At 63.9% G+C, this 19690-nt stretch carries 12 protein-coding genes; 9 read left to right on the top strand and 3 right to left on the bottom strand.

Translation table 11 applies throughout. The features are described from left to right. Positions 1 to 36 precede the first annotated feature (36 nt). The 9 genes from T5B8_RS03445 (at position 37) to T5B8_RS03405 (ending at position 13868) form a co-directional block, all read left to right on the top strand. Positions 37 to 1611: a hypothetical protein gene (locus T5B8_RS03445; protein WP_353176252.1), complete on the top strand. Its 1575-nt coding sequence runs from the start codon at positions 37 to 39 to the stop codon at positions 1609 to 1611. A 34-nt stretch (positions 1612 to 1645) separates the two neighbouring features. Then, entirely contained in the window at positions 1646 to 4003 is a 2358-nt protein-coding gene (locus tag T5B8_RS03440; RefSeq protein ID WP_353176250.1) for a hypothetical protein, read from the top strand. Then, positions 4000 to 5274, top strand: a complete 1275-nt coding sequence (locus tag T5B8_RS03435) for a toxin-antitoxin system YwqK family antitoxin (protein WP_353176248.1) — start codon at positions 4000 to 4002, stop codon at positions 5272 to 5274. The genes T5B8_RS03440 and T5B8_RS03435 overlap by 4 nt, the downstream gene beginning before the upstream one ends. A 29-nt stretch (positions 5275 to 5303) precedes the next feature. Then, on the top strand, positions 5304 to 7043 hold the full coding sequence (locus T5B8_RS03430; protein WP_353176247.1) for a toxin-antitoxin system YwqK family antitoxin: 1740 nt from the start codon (positions 5304 to 5306) through the stop codon (positions 7041 to 7043). Positions 7044 to 7149: 106 nt separating this feature from the next. Next, positions 7150 to 9513, top strand: coding sequence for a hypothetical protein (locus T5B8_RS03425; RefSeq protein WP_353176246.1), 2364 nt, complete (start codon positions 7150 to 7152; stop codon positions 9511 to 9513). Then, positions 9510 to 11252 carry a toxin-antitoxin system YwqK family antitoxin gene (locus T5B8_RS03420; RefSeq protein ID WP_353176245.1) on the top strand — a complete coding sequence of 581 codons (1743 nt, stop codon included), beginning with the start codon at positions 9510 to 9512 and terminating at the stop codon, positions 11250 to 11252. The genes T5B8_RS03425 and T5B8_RS03420 overlap by 4 nt, the downstream gene beginning before the upstream one ends. A gap of 351 nt (positions 11253 to 11603) precedes the next feature. Continuing rightward, a complete protein-coding gene (locus tag T5B8_RS03415; protein ID WP_353176243.1) occupies positions 11604 to 12053 on the top strand; it encodes a hypothetical protein in 450 nt (149 codons plus the stop codon). Positions 12054 to 12065: 12 nt separating this feature from the next. Next, positions 12066 to 12905, top strand: a complete 840-nt coding sequence (locus tag T5B8_RS03410; protein WP_353176633.1) for a carbohydrate porin — start codon at positions 12066 to 12068, stop codon at positions 12903 to 12905. Positions 12906 to 12971: 66 nt separating this feature from the next. Next, on the top strand, positions 12972 to 13868 hold the full coding sequence (locus T5B8_RS03405) for a metallophosphoesterase (protein ID WP_353176241.1): 897 nt from the start codon (positions 12972 to 12974) through the stop codon (positions 13866 to 13868). A gap of 361 nt (positions 13869 to 14229) precedes the next feature. On the opposite strand, the gene T5B8_RS03400 is transcribed toward T5B8_RS03405, so the two are convergent. The 3 genes from T5B8_RS03400 to T5B8_RS03390 form a co-directional block, all read right to left on the bottom strand. Further along, a complete protein-coding gene (locus T5B8_RS03400; RefSeq protein ID WP_353176239.1) occupies positions 14230 to 15462 on the bottom strand; it encodes an MFS transporter in 1233 nt (410 codons plus the stop codon). A 2-nt stretch (positions 15463 to 15464) separates the two neighbouring features. Further along, positions 15465 to 16481: a bile acid:sodium symporter family protein gene (locus tag T5B8_RS03395; protein ID WP_353176237.1), complete on the bottom strand. Its 1017-nt coding sequence runs from the start codon at positions 16479 to 16481 to the stop codon at positions 15465 to 15467. Between the two features lie 66 nt (positions 16482 to 16547). Continuing rightward, positions 16548 to 19688, bottom strand: coding sequence for an efflux RND transporter permease subunit (locus tag T5B8_RS03390; protein WP_353176236.1), 3141 nt, complete (start codon positions 19686 to 19688; stop codon positions 16548 to 16550). Between the last annotated feature and the right edge of the window lie 2 nt (positions 19689 to 19690).

The following is a 19690-nucleotide window of genomic DNA, read 5'->3' as shown; positions in this document are numbered from 1 at the left end:
CTGAAACGACGTTCCAACAGAATTCAGGGAGTTAACGTGTCGAAGCAAACAATGATGTTGGCGCTGACCGCGCTGTTCGCGCTCGTTGCCGCCACCCAGGCAAGCATGGCGTCTGCCAGCACGGATACCGTGGCTTTCGAGCCCGCCAAGGGCGATCAGCAAACGTATCGCATCGGTGTGCGTGTGCTAAGCGAAGGCGAAGGCGAATACCGCGACTGGCAGGTCGCCCAAAGCCTGTTGCGCTATCGCGTGAGCGCGACCAAACCCACGCGCGAACTGCATGTAACGCCGCGCTTCATGCGTGTCGAGAACGAAGACAAAGTCGTGTTCTCCAGCGCCCAGCCGGCCACGCTTTCCGACAGCCCGCTACCGACACTGATGCAGGCCGGCTTCGATGTAGCGATTGACGCCGAGGACGCCGCCTCGCAGGTAAAAGTCAGCAACAACGAGGCCTGGCGGGCCGCGGTCGACGACAACCGTACACCGCTGGCGGCGATCGTGCGCCAGCTGCTCATTCCAGCGCTTGCGCAGCCGATACCGGCGCGCAAGGGCGCCGAGGTCGATATCGCCGGCTTTCAGGGCATGCCGACACTGCGCCTGACCGTGACCGATGTCGATGCCGACACCGTGACCGCGACCCTGGCACAGACCGATGAGCGCACCGACCCACGGTTCACCAATGTGCGCGGGCGCCTGCTCATGGATCGCGACAGCGGCTGGATCCGGGCGATGACGCTGATCAGCGATCAGCACAGCCAGCACATCGAAACGCAGCATGTCGTGATGACCATGCAGGCCGTGGACAACCCGGCGGTCGGCGGCATGGGCGACGGCCTGCGGCGCTTGCGGATCAACACCCTGGAGGCGGCCTCGCCCGACTACGACCTGTCCCTGCCGACCCGCGCGGACGAGGCGACGGAGCGCGAGGCCCTGGATGTGCCGCAACAGCCGCTCGCCCACGCCCAAACCGGTTTTCATGTGGACGATGAAGACGGCGCGCTGGTGCTCACCATTGCCCATCGGGACAAGGAGAATCTCGACCTCGACCAGATGACGCTGACAAAGCTCACCCTGCGCGATGCCAACGGCGAACCCCTCGATCAGGGCTTCGTGCTCGACTCGATCGGCCGTGATTACGGCGATCAAGACAGCAGCGCCGTGCGCCTGCTGCCGCTGGGCTGGGACCGTGCCGATCTGAGCGATCTCGCCGAAGCCGAGGCCACATTCCGCTATCAGCCGGTGGACGGGCCAACCTATGTCGACCTGCCGCTGCGCGACGGGCCCACCCATCTTGAGGACGCGCCGGCCAAGGCCGTGGCCGAGCCCATCGACGGTGGCTGGCTGGTTACATTGACCGGTCGCTATACCCACTTGTACCTGGCGGATAACACCACGGCCTTCAAGGGCCGCTCGGCGGTGACGAGCAACCGTCGCCGCCACGGCCTGACGCCGGCCGATCGCATGCTCGTCGAGGGCGTGGATACGCACGCATTGTGGATCCAGCAGATCACGCTCAAGGGCGATATCGACACATTCGCCGTGGCGCTTTACGACGACGAGACGCCCGCCAGCACCCACACATTGACCTTCACGCCAGCACCGCAGCGCTAGCGCGCCGCCGGCACACGACAACCAGGAGTAACACGTGTCGAGTAAAAAACTGCTTCTGGGCCTGATCGGCGTTCTGGTGCTGATCGGCATCGGCGCCGCCGCGGTGGTGTTGTCCAAACCGTCGGATATCACCTTCGACCCGGCCAAGGGCGATACCCGCGATTATCGCATCGGGGTGATTGCGCAGATGCGCGAAGGCGATGACACATCCAGCAAATCCAGCCAGGAGTCGCTGGTCATGCAGAGCGTGATGCGCTATCGGGTGGATGCAGCCGGGCCGACGCTCAAACTCCATGTGCTGCCGCGTTTCGTCCAGGTCCAGGACAAGGACGGCTACACGCTGTTTTCCAGCACCCAGGCCGCCAAGCTCGACGACACGCCCGTGCCCGCGCTTATGAAGGACGGCTTCGCGCTGGTCATGGATCGCGACAGCGGTCACACGCGCCTGAGCGCGGTCAACCGCGACGCCTGGAATGCGTTCAAAGACCATATCGGCCACACCCAGGCCCAGCAGTTCGAACAGCAGCTGGGCACGCCGGCTGTCACCAACCGCATCCCGGCCCGTGTCGGCGCGCAGGTGCGTGTCGATGCCTTTCAGGGCATGCCGGCACTCACGCTCACCGTCGATCGCGTCGACGATGACAGCGTGAGCGTCGCCCTCGAACGCACCGACGATACGCCCACGACCTATACCACCCTCGGTAGCGGCTACGACGCCGTGCGCACGCGGGTGACCGCCGTACACGGGCGCATGCGCCTGTCCCGTGACGGCGGCTGGATCGAATCACTCGCGCTGATCAGTGAACAGGACGTCAAAAGCCAGGACAAAAGCGGGAACATCCATACGACGATGACCATGCGTCACGTCGACAACCCGGCGCTGGGCTCGATCGAGGACGGGCTCGACCAGCTCGGCAATCGCGCGACGACGGGTGTGCGTGAGGGCGGGGTGAAACTGCCGTTGGCGCACAGCAAGGCCGAAACCGAAGCCTTGCGGGCGAACAAACCCGCCCCCCAGCCGTTCGCCGATGCCGATGCGCGTTTTTCCATCGACGATAAGGACCACGCCCTGGTACTCACCGTGATCCAGGATATCGCCCCCGACGCGCATCTGGGCCTGTCGGCGCTCAAGCAACTGACCCTGCGCGACGCCGACGGCAAGACACTCGATATCCCGTTGGTGCTGGAATCCATCGGCCCCGATTTTTCCCAGGGCGAACTCAATACCCGCGTGCGCCTGCTGCCAATGGGCTGGCAGGACGCCCGGCTCGATCGCATCGCCCGCGTCGAGGCGCGTCTCGACTACCGTGACCCGCTCCAGCCGGAATCCATCGAGCTGCCGCTGGCCGATACCCCGACCGAACGCCAGGACCCCGGCGCGCACATCCAGGCAACTCCCACCGACGACGGCTGGCGGCTAGTGCTGAATGTGAGCGAGCAGACGTTCTATACCTACGATCCGAGCGCGGTCTACGGCGATCTGTCGGCACGCCTGAGCGACAAAGCCTATGACGGTCTGACACCGGCTGATCTCACCCAGCTCGCCCGGGTGGATAAGCCGGGCGCCTGGATCCAGCAGATACTGGTGACCGGCGACAGCGACCGGTTCCCGCTGGCGCTCTACACCAGCCCGTCCGCGCCCAGTTCGCACGAGCTTCAGTTCACCAGCATCGAACAGCACTACAGCAACCGCGAATTGTCGCCGCCGAAAAAGCGCAATCTCGTGGTCACCCCGGTGCCGGAGAAGCCGTCGCTGGCGCTTGACACCGCCCCGCAAGGCGCCGACCAGAATCGGCTGAGCCTGCGCCTGCCGATCGGCGTGGGCTCGGCCTGCGAACTCGCCGCCGATGCACCGGCGCAAGAAGGCCATGCCCTGGTCTGGCGGCCAGAAGAGCAACGTGCGCCCGGCTTCGGCATCGGCGAGCCGCGCACCGGCGAACACCCCGATACCGACCGCTGGGTATTGATGACCGACGACGGAATCCGTGTCTATTTCTACGGCATCGATGTCACCACCACGCTGACCTGCCGCGGTACGCCGGCCTGGCAGACCCGCGAACTCGACAGCGATCGCGACAAACCCTGGCTGGTGGACATCAACACCGTGGTCGACGGCGAGATCGATGCCGGCATGCAGGCGGCCCGCTTTTTCGACAGCCACCGTTTTCTCGACGCGCGCGGCAAACCGCTACGGCCCATGCTCAAGCACATGACCGCGGATACCCGGCTCGACGACTGGCGTAACGAAGGCATGAGCCACCGCGTGTCCGACTATCTCGACGACGAGGGGCGTATCCGTTTCTGGGGCGATGTCGCTGCGGTCAAATCGCTGACCTTCTCCGGCGCGCCGATCGAAAAACAATGGCGCAACCATCTGAAGGACCTGCAATGATCCATTCAACACGATTGCGCCCACAATTCGCCGTGGTCGCAGCCTATCTGCTCGTGCAGACCGGCAGCGCCTGGGCCCAGGGCACCTTCTGGCTCGACGACAACTTCGACGTCGTCGCCAAATCCAAGGCCAGCCGCAAGGCCACGGTCGCCGACGAACGCGACGGGCCGGGCTGGCCGGTGGAAATACGGCGGATTCGCTACGACCAGCTCAATTTTCGCGGCTACAGCTCGACGCCGGATCTGGCGGATCCCGATCAGAAATGGGTCGGCGCCTATCAACTCTACCGCTTCGCCGGCGATTACAGGCTCGCGGAAGTGGGTACCCGCAATATGGCCGGCGAACGCAACGGGCTATCGGTCGGCTTTGACCGGGATGGGGTGCTCAGCTACGAAACGCCGTATGTAAACGGGGTGATGCAGGGCATGGGGCGCCGCTATGTCGGCGGCGAGCTGCGCTATCTCACGCCGCTGGTCGACGGCAAGCGCGAAGGCTTTGAAACCAGCTACTACGACGGGCGCATTCGCAAGCTCACCGAGGTGCACAACAACAAGATCGACGGCGTGGTCGAACAGTACGGCAGCCTGCATTCACCGCAGGTACTCACCCAGCGCAGCCACTATCGCGATGGCCGGCTCGACGGTTGGGAGCGCGTCTGGTCGCTCGAAGGCGCACTGTTGCAGGAAACCCACTATGTGGATGGTCGCAAGAATGGTATCCAGCGCAACTGGCTCAACCAGGCAGCCGGACAACTGGCCTCCGTCTACCGCTATGACGACGACCAGTTACGCGGGCTTCAGCAGTACTACAGTGGTGGCCGTCTCGATGAAGAGCGCGTGCTCGGCGACGACGGACAGCGGCTACGCCGCACCCAGTTCTGGCCGATCGACGGCAGTCCGCGCAAGGCCGAGGATCGTCTCGAAACCGACGCACAGGGACGCCGCCGGCGGGTCGACGAGACCTTCTCCAACACCGGCCATCTGCTTACCCGCCACATCAGCTTTCGCGACGCGCCGCACTATATCAAGACGCACTACAGCGAAGACGGCCAGGTCGTCTATCGCAAGGAAGTCGTCGACGGCAAGCCGAGCGGCCTGCAGGTCGAACAGACCTTCGACGGCCAGTACGAATGGCGTCGCTACGACGACCAGGGGCGCCTGCACGGCGAACAGGCCGATTATCGCAACGGCGAGCCGGTGCGCCAGTGGACGATGAACCACGGCGAGCCGGTCGACGACAGCCAGAACGGCGGTTCGGACAACGGCGGCTGATACGCCGTGCCACCACGAGAGGCTTTTGCATGATCACCCGTGCCCGCCATGCCCTGGCCGCCGGCCTGCTCGTCGCGGCCGGCGCTGTCCATGCCCAGGACCCGACCCGCTTCTGGTACGACGCCGAACTCAACCCCGTCGACGATGCGGCCGCGGCAACCTATCGGGTCAGCGTGCAGAGCCAACGTGACGGGATCGGCTGGCCGGCCGAACTGCGCCGTATCGAAGACGATGCCCTGCGCATGCGCGGCTATGTCGCCAAGCCCGAGCGAGACGATACCGATGTCACCTGGATCGGCCATTACGCGCTGTATCGCATGAACGGCGAACATCGCCTTGCCGAAGTCGGCACGGCCGATGCCCAGGCGCGCTATCAGGGCCTGATGACCACCTTCGATGCCCAGGGCCGGCTCGAACGCGCCGCGCTCTATCGCGACGGCGAACTCGAAGGCAAGACCCGCCAGTATGTCGACGGCAAACTTTACAGTGTCACCGATTACGAAAACGGCGAGCGCGAGGGCATCCATGCCCAGTATGTTCAGGGCGCACTGTTTCGTATCGAGGAATATCATCACGATCGCCTCGACGGCGTCACAGAGCAATACAGCACGGGCGACCGGGCCTGGCTGGTCAGCCGCGTCGAATACCGCGACGGCCGACCCGATGGCTGGGCACGCGAATACGAGGCCGGCAAAACCGTCGCCGAAACCCGTTTCGTCAACGGACGCAAGGACGGCCCACAACGCCAATGGCACGATCAGGAAAAAAACCTGCTCAGCGAGATCGTGTACTACCGCGACGGCGAACAGGTCAGTCATGACATCGTCAATCGCTACAACGTAAACGACCAGGTCACCGCGCAAACCGTGCTCGATCGCGACGGGCGGCTACTGGTCACGACCCGTTACGACACCGCCACCGGGCAGCCGAAAACCCGGGTGCGTCATGTCCGCGATACCGATACGCCGAAGGAGATTCACGAGTATTTCGACCGCTACGGCTATGTCGAAGTCCGCCGCATCGCCTTCCCTCAACAGGCCCACGAAATCGAATTGCGTTTTGCCGCCGACGGGCAAATCACCTATCGCCGTGAGCTACGCGATCATCACCGAGTGGGGCTGTATATCGAAACGCTCGAGCCCAATCACAGCCTGCGGACCCACTACGACGACAACGGCAAACGCCAGGGCAAAGAGGTCGAAATCCGCCACGGTAAAATCGTGAAGATGACCACCTGGGCCGATGGCCAACGCAACGGCCCGTTCTTCGAGCGCGACTATGGCGGCCAGCGCACCGAGGGCCAGTATGTCGACGACAAGCTCGACGGCGAATACCGCGTGGTCGACAGCGACCAGCAACTCATCGAAATCGCCCACTACGACGAGGGCAGCAAAGACGGCCTGTACGAGCGTTACGATCGCTACGCCGACGACGACAAACCGGTGGAGCGGGGCCACTATGTCGACGGCGTCCGGCATGGGGCCTGGATCGAGACATCGGCCAGCGGCGGGCCGACCTGGCACGGCCGCTATCGCAAAGGCCAGAAGATCGGCCGCTGGCAGGCCGTCAACGCCGAGGGCTACCCGCTTACCGAAGGCAATTTCGAGGCCGGCCAGCGCAGCGGTCTATGGCTGAACTACCGCCACGACGGCGAACTCGACAGCTGTGAGCTGTATCGCAACGGCGAGCGCGTCGACACGCCGCCCTACGACCCTAACGCCGGCCAGACACGGCGCGAATACTGCAACGGCCTGCGCGATACCCACTGACCTATTCTTCAAACGCCCGTTTGCCCGCTTTAATGCCTCGCCCTTAAACCCATAGCAGCGCGCCCCGCTACGCAGGCGCGCGTTGCACTGTCCCGATAGGCCTGTTTTGAACAGAAAAATTCTCTGGATCGCTTTAGTAGTCATCATCGGCGGCTTCGCGATTGCCGCCTATATGCTGTATTCCCCGGGCGGCCCGCGCACCGTTCGCTTCACGCCCACCGAAGGCGAGGTACGCGACTATGCCGTGGCCAGCCGGGTGGAAATCATCCCCGAGGATGCATCCCGCGCCAATGAAACAAGCAGTACGGGCGTGCTGCGCTATCGCGTGGATCATGTCGGCGAAAGCACACGGCTGCGCGTGACTCCGGAACTGCTCGAGATCAGACGCCGTTATCAGACGCTGTTCTCCAGTAGCGAGTCCGAGGATGGCAAAGCCGGCGAGGTCGCCGATATGCTGCGCGACGGCTTCGATCTCACCATCGATGCCGACGGCAAGAGCGATATCGCCCTGGTCGATCAGGACAAGATCGACGCACTCGACACCGAGGCCCCCGGGCTGACCGGCGATGCCTTTCAGACCCAGATCGTCGATCCGACGATCGCCGCATCGCTGCCGGCACGCGAAGGCGCCGAAGTCCGCCTGGATGCCTATCGCGGCCTGCACGACGTTGCCGTCACGGTCACGCGGGTAACCGACGACTCGGTCTCGCTGCAAATCACCGGCCGCGCCGACACCCTCGACAACGACAACCCGATTAGCCGACAACTGGCCGGCCTGGCCCTGGACGCACGTATCTCCGACGTGCGTCTTGAAGCACGCGTCCGCCTGGATCGCGCCACCGGCTGGCTCGAGTCGATGGCCGCCGTATCGCATATGAATATACGCGTCGGCGACCACTCGGCCGCCGTTCGTAGCCTGGCCTATGCCGTGCACCGCGAGGACCTGGCCACTGGCTTGTATGCCGATGGCCTGTCGAACCTGATCACCGGCCCGTCGTTCGACGAAGACCGCGAGTACCCCATACCGCAAACCCAGGCACAGGCCCAGGATGAGGCGCCCGCCGCGCCCACCGAGCTCGATCTCGACGCGCGCAACCCGGTATTCATGGCCGACGGCCACGAGCTGGAACTGGCTTTTGAAGTCGACGCCTTTGACGAAATCCCCTTCGGCTCGCTCGCACTCACCGATATCACGCTCTACGACAACCAGGACCAACCGCTGGATATCCCGCTGGTATTCGACGCACTCGACTACGACAGCCGGCCGGACAACCCCGGTGCCCTGCAGATATTCCGCCTTCGCAGCCTGGGCTGGAACACGCCCGCGCTCGATCGCGTGGCCCGCGTCGAGGCGCAGCTCGAATACACGCCGACCGACGCGGGCGAAAAGACACAGCTCAAGCTCGGCGAACAACCCACGCAAGTGGGCGAAAACCGCGTCAAGGTGACCGCAAACCCGGTCGCCAATGAAGACAATAGCTGGTGGGTGGATCTGTATACCTCGGGCACCGCTTATTACTGGCCCGATTCGACCACGCCCCAGGCCGGTCTGAATGCACGAACGCTGGGTACAGGCCATGACAGCTGGCTCAGCACCACCGAAGAAATCGCACTGGCCCGTGTCGATCAGCCGCTGGCCTGGATACAGCACTTCAAGGTGCAATCCGACCACACGCCCGCCGAGCTGGCGCTGCGCCATGCAAAGACCAGCACCGAAAGCCAATCCTATCGCGTGTCATTCCGGGATTTCGCCGCGCGCTATAGCAACCGCGATCTGGCGCCGCCCGAGAAGAAGACTCTGGGCACTGCGGCACAGACTGACACGCCGAGCGAAGGGCCGATCGCATTCGACGACATCCACACCGAGGATGCCGATAAGAACCGCCTGCGCCTGATCCTGCCCGAAGGGCTGGCCGGCGCCTGCGAACTGACCGCCGACGCCCCCGCCCAGGCCGGCCATGCGCTGGTCTGGCAACCGCGACCCAGCGCCAATCGTTACGGCAGGCGCGCAGACGACGAAGACGCGCCAGGCGAGCAAACCTGGGAGCTGGCCACCGACGACGGCGTGCGGACCTATTTCTACGGCATCGAAGTGCAAACCACCCTCACCTGCCCCGGTACGCCGCGCTGGCAGCGCATCGCGATCGACTCCGACAAGCCCTGGCTGATCGACCTGAAAGCCGTAACCGGCCGTACGCCAGATCCGCAGCGCTCCGCAGCGGCCTTTTTCGACAGCATTCGGTTTTACGACGCCAAAGGCCATGCGTTACGTCCGATGCGCAAGGACGCCGCACCGGATCAACGCCGGGACGACTGGCAGACAGAAGCCAGCGAGCACGCGCTGGGCGATTACATGTACGACGATGGAGTCATCCGGCTCTGGGGTGCGGCGGATCACGTGATGGTCATGCAACTCGACGGCGAACCGCGCACACACAGCTGGCATGACGAGCTCAAGGCGCTGCCATGAAGTGGATCCGGCATAGCGCAATCGCACTCAGCCTGGCCTGTGCGCATAGCGCAGCATTCGCCCAGGGCACCTTCTGGCTCAATGACGATTTCGACCCGGTAACCAAGGCGCAGGCCGTCTACAAGGCCACCGTCGCCGATGAGCGCGACGGCCTCGGCTGGCTCACGGAAGTGCGCACGATCGACAGCGATCGGCTGCGTTATCGCAGCTACCTGTCCGACCCGGACATGAACGCCGACGACAGCCACTGGGTCGGTTATTACGAAAGCCACGACGCCGAAAACGGCACGCTCAAGCAGGTGGGCATCCACGACAGCGAGGGCCGCTTTCACGGGCTGGTGGTCAGTTTCGGCGAAAACGGCAAGCTACGCTCCGAACAGCCGTTGCGCCACGGCGTGATCGACGGCGAGGTGCGCTGCTACAACCCCGTCACTGGTCTGCTGCGCTGTCGTACGCCGTATGTCGACGGCAAGATCGAAGGCATCAAGCAAACCTACTCGGCGGGTACGCTCTACCGGCTGGAACAATACGAAAACGACGAACGCAACGGCTGGGCCGAAAGCTATGGCAACGGCGGCAAACACCTGACGCGGCGCAGCCATTATCGCAACGACAAGCTCGATGGTGACTATCGCGCCTGGAACGACGAAGGTCGGCTGGTCAGGCACTGGCACTACGCAGCCGGCGAGAAAGACGGTGAACAACGCAGCTGGTTCAGCGATAGCCAGCTCAGAAGCGTCAAGCATTTTCGGGCCGGCCAGCCGGTGGGCACCCATCGCTGGTTCGATAACAAGGGCCAGCCCAAACGCTCGCGCAGCTATGCCGAGGATGGCAGCGGCGATGTGATTGCATCTAAGAGCTACCGGGACGGCGAGCCCAGCATATTCATGCATCACGTCGAGCACAACGGCGAAACACTCAAGATCACGCGCTGGCACGACAAGAACGGCTACGTGACCTCGAAGCGTATCGAAAACCCCGAAACCGGCTATAAGGAGAACCGCTCGTTCTACGGCAATGGACGCCTGCGCCGGCACACGGTCGAACGCAACGGCCACCCGGTGGGCCGGCAGTACCAGGCCCGCGGTACCGATGCCGGGACCTACGAAATCGAACACTACGACGCCAACGGCAAACGCCACGGCGAACAGCGCAGCTATCGCGATTTCGAACTGCGCGAATATGCACACTTTCGCCACGGCACCCAGATTGGCGAGGCTGTGGAATACGGCTACAGCGGCCAGCGCACCGAAAGCCACTACGACGACCAGGGCAAACTCGACGGCGCGGTCACGACCACCGACGACAACGGCGAACTGCTTTCACGCGCGCATTACCAACACGGCGTTCAGGTCGGCGACTATGTCGAATACCGGGCCTACGACCGTCGCCTGGTCGCCCGTGGCGACTACAAGAACGGCAAGCGCCACGGCGAATGGACCACGTACCAACACCAGCAGGTGTGGAAAGGCCGCTATCGCGAGGGCGTTCAGATCGGCCGCTGGGAGGCCGTCGACGAAAACGGCTATGTGCGTGCCGCCGGGCAGTACGACGACCAGGGCCGTCGCGATGGCCGCTGGTACGACTTTGCCGAAAACGGCGTCCGGATCGGCCTGCAGACCTACAGCGGCGGTAAACGCGACGGACGTGCAGCCTACTACGGCAACAACGGCCAGCTGACCGGCGAGCATTATTATCGCGACGGTCGGTATATGCCGACAGCCCCCGACAGCGACTGACCCACGCAAGCGGTCCCGCGTCGGCTCAATAGCGACGCGGGACGCCCGCCGCCAGCTGATAAGCCGCGGCGGGGCCGTTGCAATCGCACCAGTCAGGCCGGTGAGCCGATAAGCCGGGGCCTTGCGCCCCGGCCCGCGCTGGCCCGACGGGCACGCCGTCATGCCCGCTCAAGCTCCCCCACAGCACGCCGATATCGGCAGAAATAGGCCGACCCACGGCTCGAGTCTGAAACCCGCACCGTGGGTGCCAAAGCCGGATTAACAATAACGGCTGGTACATGACAAGGCGCCGAAAACCGACCCCCACGTCGCCTGTTATGTCGCCAGAACTAGAAAAATCGGGGAGATTGCATGAACCGACGAGACACCAACCGCCGCATGATCACGCCTGTTCGCAGCACGGCGCGCGCTAGAGCGCGATCGCATGGCCAGCGCGCGTCGATATTGCTGGCCTTCGTCGCATGGGTCGCGCCCGCTTTGTGCACGGCCCAACCGACCGATTACACCGGCGCGAACGAAGCGCCGGGCATCATGCTGCGCGATACCCTGCTCGGCGACATCGGTGGGCTACGATCGGCCGCCGAGGCCCGTGGACTGAGTATCAATGCAGTCATAGTCGGCGATTACTCGGTCGTGCTCGACGGCGGTGCTAACCCGCGCGCGACCGCCGCCCGGTATCTGCTCGAGGCCGGGCTCGAGCTGGATACCGACGCCGCCTTCGGCTGGCCGGGCGGTACGCTACGTGTGGCTTATGTCGGCTTTCATGGCGATAACGGCAATCTCGACAGTGGCGATATCTAGGTTTATTCCAATATCGACGAAACCCCGTTCGATGCGCTGTATTCGCTGTGGTATCGCCAGGATCTGTTCGACGAGCGCCTGTCCGTCAAGCTCGGCAAGATGGACGCCAATGAAGACTTCGCCTACGTGGAAAACGGCGAACAGTTCCTGAACTCTTCGCCCGGTTTTTCGCCCACGGTGCTGGCGTTTCCCTCCTACCCCGATCCGGCCACCGGCCTGGCGCTGTTCGCCAAGCTGGGCGCCGGCGTCTATGCCCGGGCCGGTATTTACGACGGGTCGACGCTGAACGGCCGGCGCACCGGCACGCACGGACCGGAGGATTTTCTCACCGACGACAGCGACCGCTTTGGTATCGGCGAAACCGGAATCAACTATCGCGTGGCCGATCTCGACGGCCGTCTGGGCGTGGGCTACTGGCGCCACGACGGCGAGTTCGACCGTTTCGACGGCGGCGTCGAGGATGCCAGCGACGGCGTGTACCTGGTCTGGGATCAGTCGTTCTACGACGATCCCGGCTCGGCCTTTGCGGTCGACGGCTTTGCCCAGTACGGGCATGCCGACGACGCCGTCAGCGAACTGGCCCGGCATATCGGCGCGGGCGTGCAGATTACCGCCCTGCTCGCCGACCGACCCGAGGATATCAGCGGGCTGATGATCAGCCGGGTGGATTTTTCCGATGCCCCGGGCGCGGATTTTACCAAGGACCACGAAACCGCCATCGAGATCTTTCACGCCATCCAGGTCACACCGTGGATGGCGCTCAAGCCCGATTTCCAGTACATCCTCAATCCCGGCGGCATGGGACTGGACGACGCCAAGGTCGCCACGCTGCGCGGCGAGATCGCGTTCTAGCGGTTTACCGCTGGCCATGACGGCGTATGTTTGACGCAGCCGCCGTGGCAGCCTAAAACGTTCGCCATGGAATTCGGCGTCATCGGCGATATACACGGCTTCTGGGACGAACGCGATACCGCGTTCTTCAATGCCAGCGATTACGACATGCTGCTGTTCGTAGGCGATTTCGCGCGCGTGGCCAACAGCTTGCCCGTAGCACGCCAGCTCGCCGCACTCACCAAACCCGCCTGGGCGATTCCAGGCAACCACGACGCCGTCGGGCTCTGGCAACTGCTCGCCGAGGTCAAGAATCGCCCACTGGCCGCTCGCCTGGGCGCACTCGGCATGGCACAGCGCGTGCGCCGGCTCGACGAAACCCTGGGCGGTGTGCAGCTGGGCGGCTATACCCTGGCCAAGCTGGATCACAATCTCGGCCTGCTCGTCGCGCGTCCCCATGCGATGGGCCCGAATCGTTTCTATTATCGGCACTATCTGAAGTCGGCCTTCGGCGTAGCCGACTTCCAGGCCAGCAGCCGCAAATTGTGTGCACTGGTCGATGAGGCCCCGGCCAATCTCATCGTGCTCGCCCACAACGGCCCGTCCGGTCTGGGCGATACGCCGGGCACGCCTTTCGGCTGCGACTTCGATGCGGACCACGGCGACTTCGGCGACCCGGACCTGCGGGCAGCCATCGACCATGCCCATGCCACCGGCCGCCACGTGCGCGCCGTGCTGGCCGGGCATATGCACCATCGCAGCAAGCATACCGGCGCCTGGCGCAATACCTGGGCGCAGGATGAACACACCCTCTATCTCAACGCCGCGCGGGTGCCGCGTATCGAAGATAAGGGCGAAAAACGCCACCATATTGCGCTGACCGTCGAGAACGACACGGTGCATGCCGAAACCGTGTTCGTGGACAACAACGGCCATGAAACCGGACGCAGCCCGCTCGGGCGCAGCACGCCGGCTAATGACTAGGAACGCGACTCAAGTCGCCGTCCTACAAACAAAAATTTGTCCGCGAATAAACGCGAATAAGACAAAACAGCGCGGTCGGCGTTCGCGAACCCAGCCTTCCCTGCGCCTTTGCATTCCTTGGCGGATCGAATACAGCCAATGCCAGCGGGTCAGTGGTATAGACCGGATGAACAACGCGTAGACCGACGGCGGTAAGCACACGCAGGATCGCACTTTGAAGCAAAGGGTTGTTCATTGCATACAAAGCGCAGCAAACGACGTTGCTTCCCAGCTATCTGTCTTCTGACTTATTTGCGTTCATTCGCGGACCACATACTCGCTTGAACGCAGCCAAGGGTTTTGAAACGTAGGTCAGAACCGATCAGCGTTCGCGCGCGATCAGCCAGCACAGGGGCAACGTCATCGCCAGCATTAACACGCCCACGCCGGCATAGGCTGGGCCGTAGCCGAACAGGCGCCCCAGTTCCAGGCCGGCCGCCGGTCCGAGCGCGCCGCCGAAATCGCTCGACCACTGGTAGACCGACAAGGCCCGGCCATGCAGATGCGCGGGCGCGACATCGCCGAGCAGTGTGAGCAACGGAATGGTCAGCCCGCCCGAGCCTACGCCGATCACCAGCAAGGCGATCGCCGCGGCCAGCGCACTGCTGGCCAGGCCCAGCCCGACGAAACCGATCGCGACCAGCGCCATGGCGGGTAACAACAGCCGTGTCCGCGACGCCGACTGGTCGAGTACCCGCCCTGCCACCAGCGACGCCCCAGCACGCGCGCTCATCAGCACCGCCATCAACAACCCCGCACTGCCTTCTGCGCCCAGGCCGAATACGAACAGGCCACGCTGATCGACCAGCACGGCGATGGTCGCCAACAGCACCCCGGACACCGCGAAGAACAAAAGCGCATTCGCGCCCCAGATGATGCGCAGGGTTTTCAGACCCAGCAGGTCTCGCCATTGCTCGCGCGTGGTGTCGGTGCGCGTACGCCGTTGCGTGGATTCCGCTTCCACCCGGGACGCCTGCGTAGGCGGCAACACGTACAGGGTCAAAAGCGCGGCGAAGACACTCAAGGCGGTCGCGGTCAGAAACGCCGCATTGGCCGAAGCGCTATCCGCGATCAGCCCGCCGACCACCAGCCCGGCCGGCAGCCCCAGACTGATCGCCGTGCGTACCCGCGCGGTCATGCCGCCACGACGCGCCGGCGGCGCAATCGCCATAACCGCGGCCAGCGTACCGACGAGCAGCAACGAAGAGCCGATACCCCAAATCACCCGCCCGGCCAGAAACCACAGCCCCGGCGCATCGGCGCCCAGGCCGATGGAAAACGCCAGCGTGCCCACGGCCTCAATCGCCAGCCCGATCGCGACCGGCCAGCGCGCGCCAAAACGATCCAGCAGGCTGCCAGTGACCGGGTTGAAGCCGAGCCGGGTGATGCGGTTAGCCGACAGAATCAGCCCGATCATGAATCCGGAAATCCCCAGATCCATGCCGATGACCGGCAGGATCGGAAACACCACCCCGCCACCGAGACCGCCCAGAAAGGCAATGCCGGCAATACCCCAGCCGGTGGCCGCGCGCGGGCCTGGTAGCGGCGCGCTCAAATTCAGCGGCTCACCGCCGCCTGCGCGTTCCGGGCCTCCGCAGCATCGGCAGCCCGCCCGTAGCGTGCCGCGATGAATGCACACACGATCAACTGCAGCTGGTGAAAGAGCATCAACGGCAGCACCGCACTACCCAGCGCACTGCCGGCAAACAGCACCTTGGCCATGGGAATACCGCTGGCCAACGACTTCTTAGAGCCGCAGAACAGCAGCACGATTTCATCCTCGCGCGCGAAAAAGCGCCGGCCCACGGCAAAGGTGACCGCCATGACGATTGCCAGCAACACCACGCAGACCAGGACGATGACCGCCAGTGCCGATAACGGCATGCGCTGCCACATGCCTTCCACGACCGAGGCACTGAAGGCGCCATAAACCACCAGCACGATCGAGCCCTGATCGACGAATTTCACCACCTTCGGATGTGCGGAAATCCATTCACCCACCCAGCGGCGCGCGATCTGGCCGACCACGAATGGCAACAGAATCTTGAGCAGAATATCGACCACGGCATTGAGCGAGCCGCCGCCGCTGATCGATTGCGAGCTGATCAAAACGCCCGCCAGCAGCGGCGTAATGAACACCCCGAGCAGATTCGACAGACTCGCACTACAGACCGCGCCGGGAATATTGCCGCGCGCCACGGATGTGAACGCAATCGACGACTGCACGGTCGACGGCAGCAGACACAAAAACAGCACGCCAGCGAGCAACTCGGGCGTAAGCCAGGCGCCCAGCAACGGCTGTGCGGCCAGACCGATCAGCGGAAACAGCACGAACGTGGACGCCAGCACACAGATATGCAGCCGCCAGTTCGTGGCTCCGGCATAGATCGCATCACGCGAAAGCTTGGCGCCGTGCAAAAAGAACAGCAGCGCGATCGCGGCATTGGTGAGGTAGTCGTAATACACCGCGGCCGTGCCATGAATCGGCAGGAAACTCGCCAGCGTAATCGCGCCGAGCAGCGCCACGATGAATCGGTCGGGCAAGAACCGCTTGAGCCAGGAAAGTCGTTTCATTCTGCAATTATACCGATCGAAAACCGCGCAAAGCGTATGCAATCGATATACCAGCGTCGATCCCGATCAACCGCCCCGCCGCTGTACGCGTTCGCGATATTGCAAAACGCCCGTGAGCATCGCCGGCAAAAAGGTCACGGTCGTGGCCATGGTAAACAACAACCCGAACATCACGATCGCCCCCAGGCCGCGATAAAGCTCGGTGCCCGCGCCCGGCAGAAATACCAGCGGCGCCAGCCCGAAGGTGGTGGTGATGGTGGTCATCAGGATCGGACGCAGCCGCACGGCCACGGCATCCTGTACCGCCTCGATCGCGGCCATGCCGGCGGCCACGTTGGCGCGGGCGCGCTCGACGATGAGGATCGGGTTGTTCACCACCGTACCCACCAGAATGAGAAAGCCGAGCATGGTGATCAGGTCAAAAGGCTGCGACAGCGTCGTGAGGCCGACCAGCGGCAACAGCGCGCCGACACCGTTGAGCATGGCAAGCCCTACCACGCCGCCGGCGATCCCAAGCGGCACGCTGGTGAGAATGAGCAGCGGATACCCCCAGTGGGAGAAGATCGCCACCAGCAGCAGATAGCACACCCCGATGGCGACCATATAGTTGCCCATGAGCGCATCGCGGGTGACTTCCAGCTCGTCGCTGGCCCCGGAGATATCCAGCGCCAGCGAGGCATCGATCGCGCCCTGTTCGCGCAGGTGGTCGATCACCTCGCGGTTGACCCGATCCACGCCGGCTTCCAGCGGTACGCTGGACGGCGGGATGACCCGAATGGTGACCGTACGCCGGCTATCCAGGCGTCGGATCACGTCGGTATCCACCGTGGGCACCACATCGGCGAGTGCGACGACCGGCAGCACGCCCGCGCTCGTGGCGATGGGTAGGCGCGATATCGCATCCACGCTGTCGGGCTTGCCGGCCGCGTCGTAGAGATAGATATCGACCTTGTCGTCGGAGAAGAAATACTCGTCGACATAGGCGCCGTCGGTGAGCGCGGCGATCGTATAGCCCATATCGGCCGCATCCAGACCCAGCTCGGCGATACGCGCATGGTCGGGCTCGATACGCAGCAGCGGCTGGCCAAGCGTGAGCGTGGACGGCTCGGCCAGTACCTGCGGGTTGTCGAACACTGCGTTGGCACGGGCATAGATCGCCTCGGCCGCGGCATAGATCGTGGCCAGATCCGCGCCTGAGATGTCTATATTGATCGCCCGCGTGCCGCCGTCGTTCGACGAGATGATCGAACCCTTGGTCGAGAAGGCCCGCATGCCGGGATAGGCCTCGAAGCTTTCATCGAAAGCGTTCATGAGCGCGCCGATCTCGCGGTCGTTGACCGGCTCGGCGATCACGCGCAGCTGATTGGTGGTCACACTCATGTTCAGATAGGCGATCGCCGGCATCGCGCCGTCGTCGGCTTCGATATCGCCGTTTTCATCCGGCACATAGCGCATGAAGCGCTCGCGCAGTTCCTCGGCAATATCGCCCAGTTCGGTGAGGTTGTAGCCGGCCGGCGGCAGCATGGAGGAAAACGTTTTCGCTTCTTCGCCGTCGGGCAGATATTCCGCCGGCGGCGTGAGCGCAAACACGCCCACGCCCAGCGCCCCGGCGATCGACACCATGCTCAGATACCGCCGCGAGCGCACCGCGATGATCCATGCGCACAGGGCAAGCACGCCACGCGATACCGGCCCGTTCGCCGTCTCCGCCGCGCCGGAATCCCGCGGCAGAATACGGGCGGCCGCGGTCGGCACCATCATGATCGCCACCAGCATCGATACCAGAATCGCCGCCGAAATGGCGATCGAGATATCCGAGAACAGCTGGCCGGCCTTCTGGGTGATGAACAACACCGGCGCGAACACCATCACCGTGGTCAGCGTGGAGGCCAGCACCGCCGGCCAGACTTCGCGTACGCCGTCGATGGCTGCCTGCCAGCGGCGTGCGCCTTCGCTGCGTTTGCGGGCAATGTTTTCGAGCACGACGATGCTGTTATCCAGCGTCATGCCGATGGCAAAGGCGATGCCGGCCAGCGAGATCACGTTGATGGTGCGACCGAACGCCGCCAGGCCAATGAACGCTGCGATCGCGCAGATGGGAATACCCAGAATCGCAATCAGCGTGGCGTAGACCGAGCGCAGGAACACGAACATCACGATCGCGGCGAGCACGGCGCCGATCGCCAGATTGCGATAGACACTGGCAATGGAGGCGCTCACATAGCGCACATCGTCCGAGGTCAGGCGCATGCGCATGCCCGCCGGCTCGAGCACGCTGGCATTGAGCTCGGGCAGCAGCGCGAGCATGTCGCGCTTGATATCGATGACGTTGGAGCCGGGCTGACGGCGGACCTGCAGGTTGACCACCGGCTGGTCGTTGTAGAACCCCAGCTCGCGGACTTCGGCATGGTCGAGCTGAATTTCCGCTACGTCGCCGAGCGTGGTCACCGAGTCGCCGCGCCGTGAAAGCACCACCCCGGCCAGGCCCGACACGTCGTCGAAACGCCCGACCGTACGCACCAGATAGCGCCGCTTGCCGGCATCCATATCGCCGCCGGAAATATCCTGGTTGCGGGCACGAATCGCATCGCGCACGTCGGTCATCGAGATGTTGCGGGCGGCCAGTTTCGACGGGTCGATATGAATCTGCACCTGGCGTTCGGCGCCGCCGCCGACCTGCACATCCGCCACGCCCTCGACGCGCTCCATGCGTCGGCGCACCTCGTCGTCGACGAAGTCGCGCATGAACGCCATGTCCAGCCCCGCCGGATTGCCAGCCTCGGCCGCCACGCTCAGATACATGAAGGAATTTTGGGAGAACGAGGCCGCGACCACCTCCGGCTCGTTCACGTCCTCGGGGTAGCTGGGCACCTGCATGAGCGCGTTGGTCACACGAATGAGCGCTTCGTTGACGTCGGTGGAGAAGGGAAACTCCAGCTCGATCTCGGCCTCGCCGGTCTTGGCCTCGGCGCTCATGCGCTGCAGGCCGATGATATTGGCGAGATATTCCTCCTGCTCGATGAGGATTTCGTTTTCCACGTCCTGCGGCGTGGCCCCCGGCCAGCTGGTGGTCACGGTGATCGTGCGCACCGCCAGATCGGGAATCATCTGGACGGGAATGCGCATCGCCGCTAGCACGCCGAACAGACAGATCAGCAGCACGACGATGGTCATCAGCGTGCCGCGCTTGATCAGCGCTTCGAACATCG

It is taken from the genome of Salinisphaera sp. T5B8, from assembly GCF_040361255.1.
In the GTDB taxonomy this organism is placed as follows: domain Bacteria; phylum Pseudomonadota; class Gammaproteobacteria; order Nevskiales; family Salinisphaeraceae; genus Salinisphaera.
The sequence above is the reverse complement of the archived record's forward strand: the minus strand, read 5'-3'. Positions and strand labels throughout refer to the sequence as shown.

Bases quoted from the DNA above. Each gene is read 5' to 3' on its own strand.
- T5B8_RS03435 (WP_353176248.1), top strand. From the start codon at position 4,000: ATGATCCATTCAACACGATTGCGCCCACAATTCGCCGTGGTCGCAGCC.
- T5B8_RS03430 (WP_353176247.1), top strand. From the start codon at position 5,304: ATGATCACCCGTGCCCGCCATGCCCTGGCCGCCGGCCTGCTCGTCGCG.
- T5B8_RS03420 (WP_353176245.1), top strand. From the start codon at position 9,510: ATGAAGTGGATCCGGCATAGCGCAATCGCACTCAGCCTGGCCTGTGCG.
- T5B8_RS03415 (WP_353176243.1), top strand. From the start codon at position 11,604: ATGAACCGACGAGACACCAACCGCCGCATGATCACGCCTGTTCGCAGC.
- T5B8_RS03405 (WP_353176241.1), top strand. From the start codon at position 12,972: ATGGAATTCGGCGTCATCGGCGATATACACGGCTTCTGGGACGAACGC.
- T5B8_RS03395 (WP_353176237.1), bottom strand. From the start codon at position 16,481: ATGAAACGACTTTCCTGGCTCAAGCGGTTCTTGCCCGACCGATTCATC.
- T5B8_RS03390 (WP_353176236.1), bottom strand. From the start codon at position 19,688: ATGTTCGAAGCGCTGATCAAGCGCGGCACGCTGATGACCATCGTCGTG.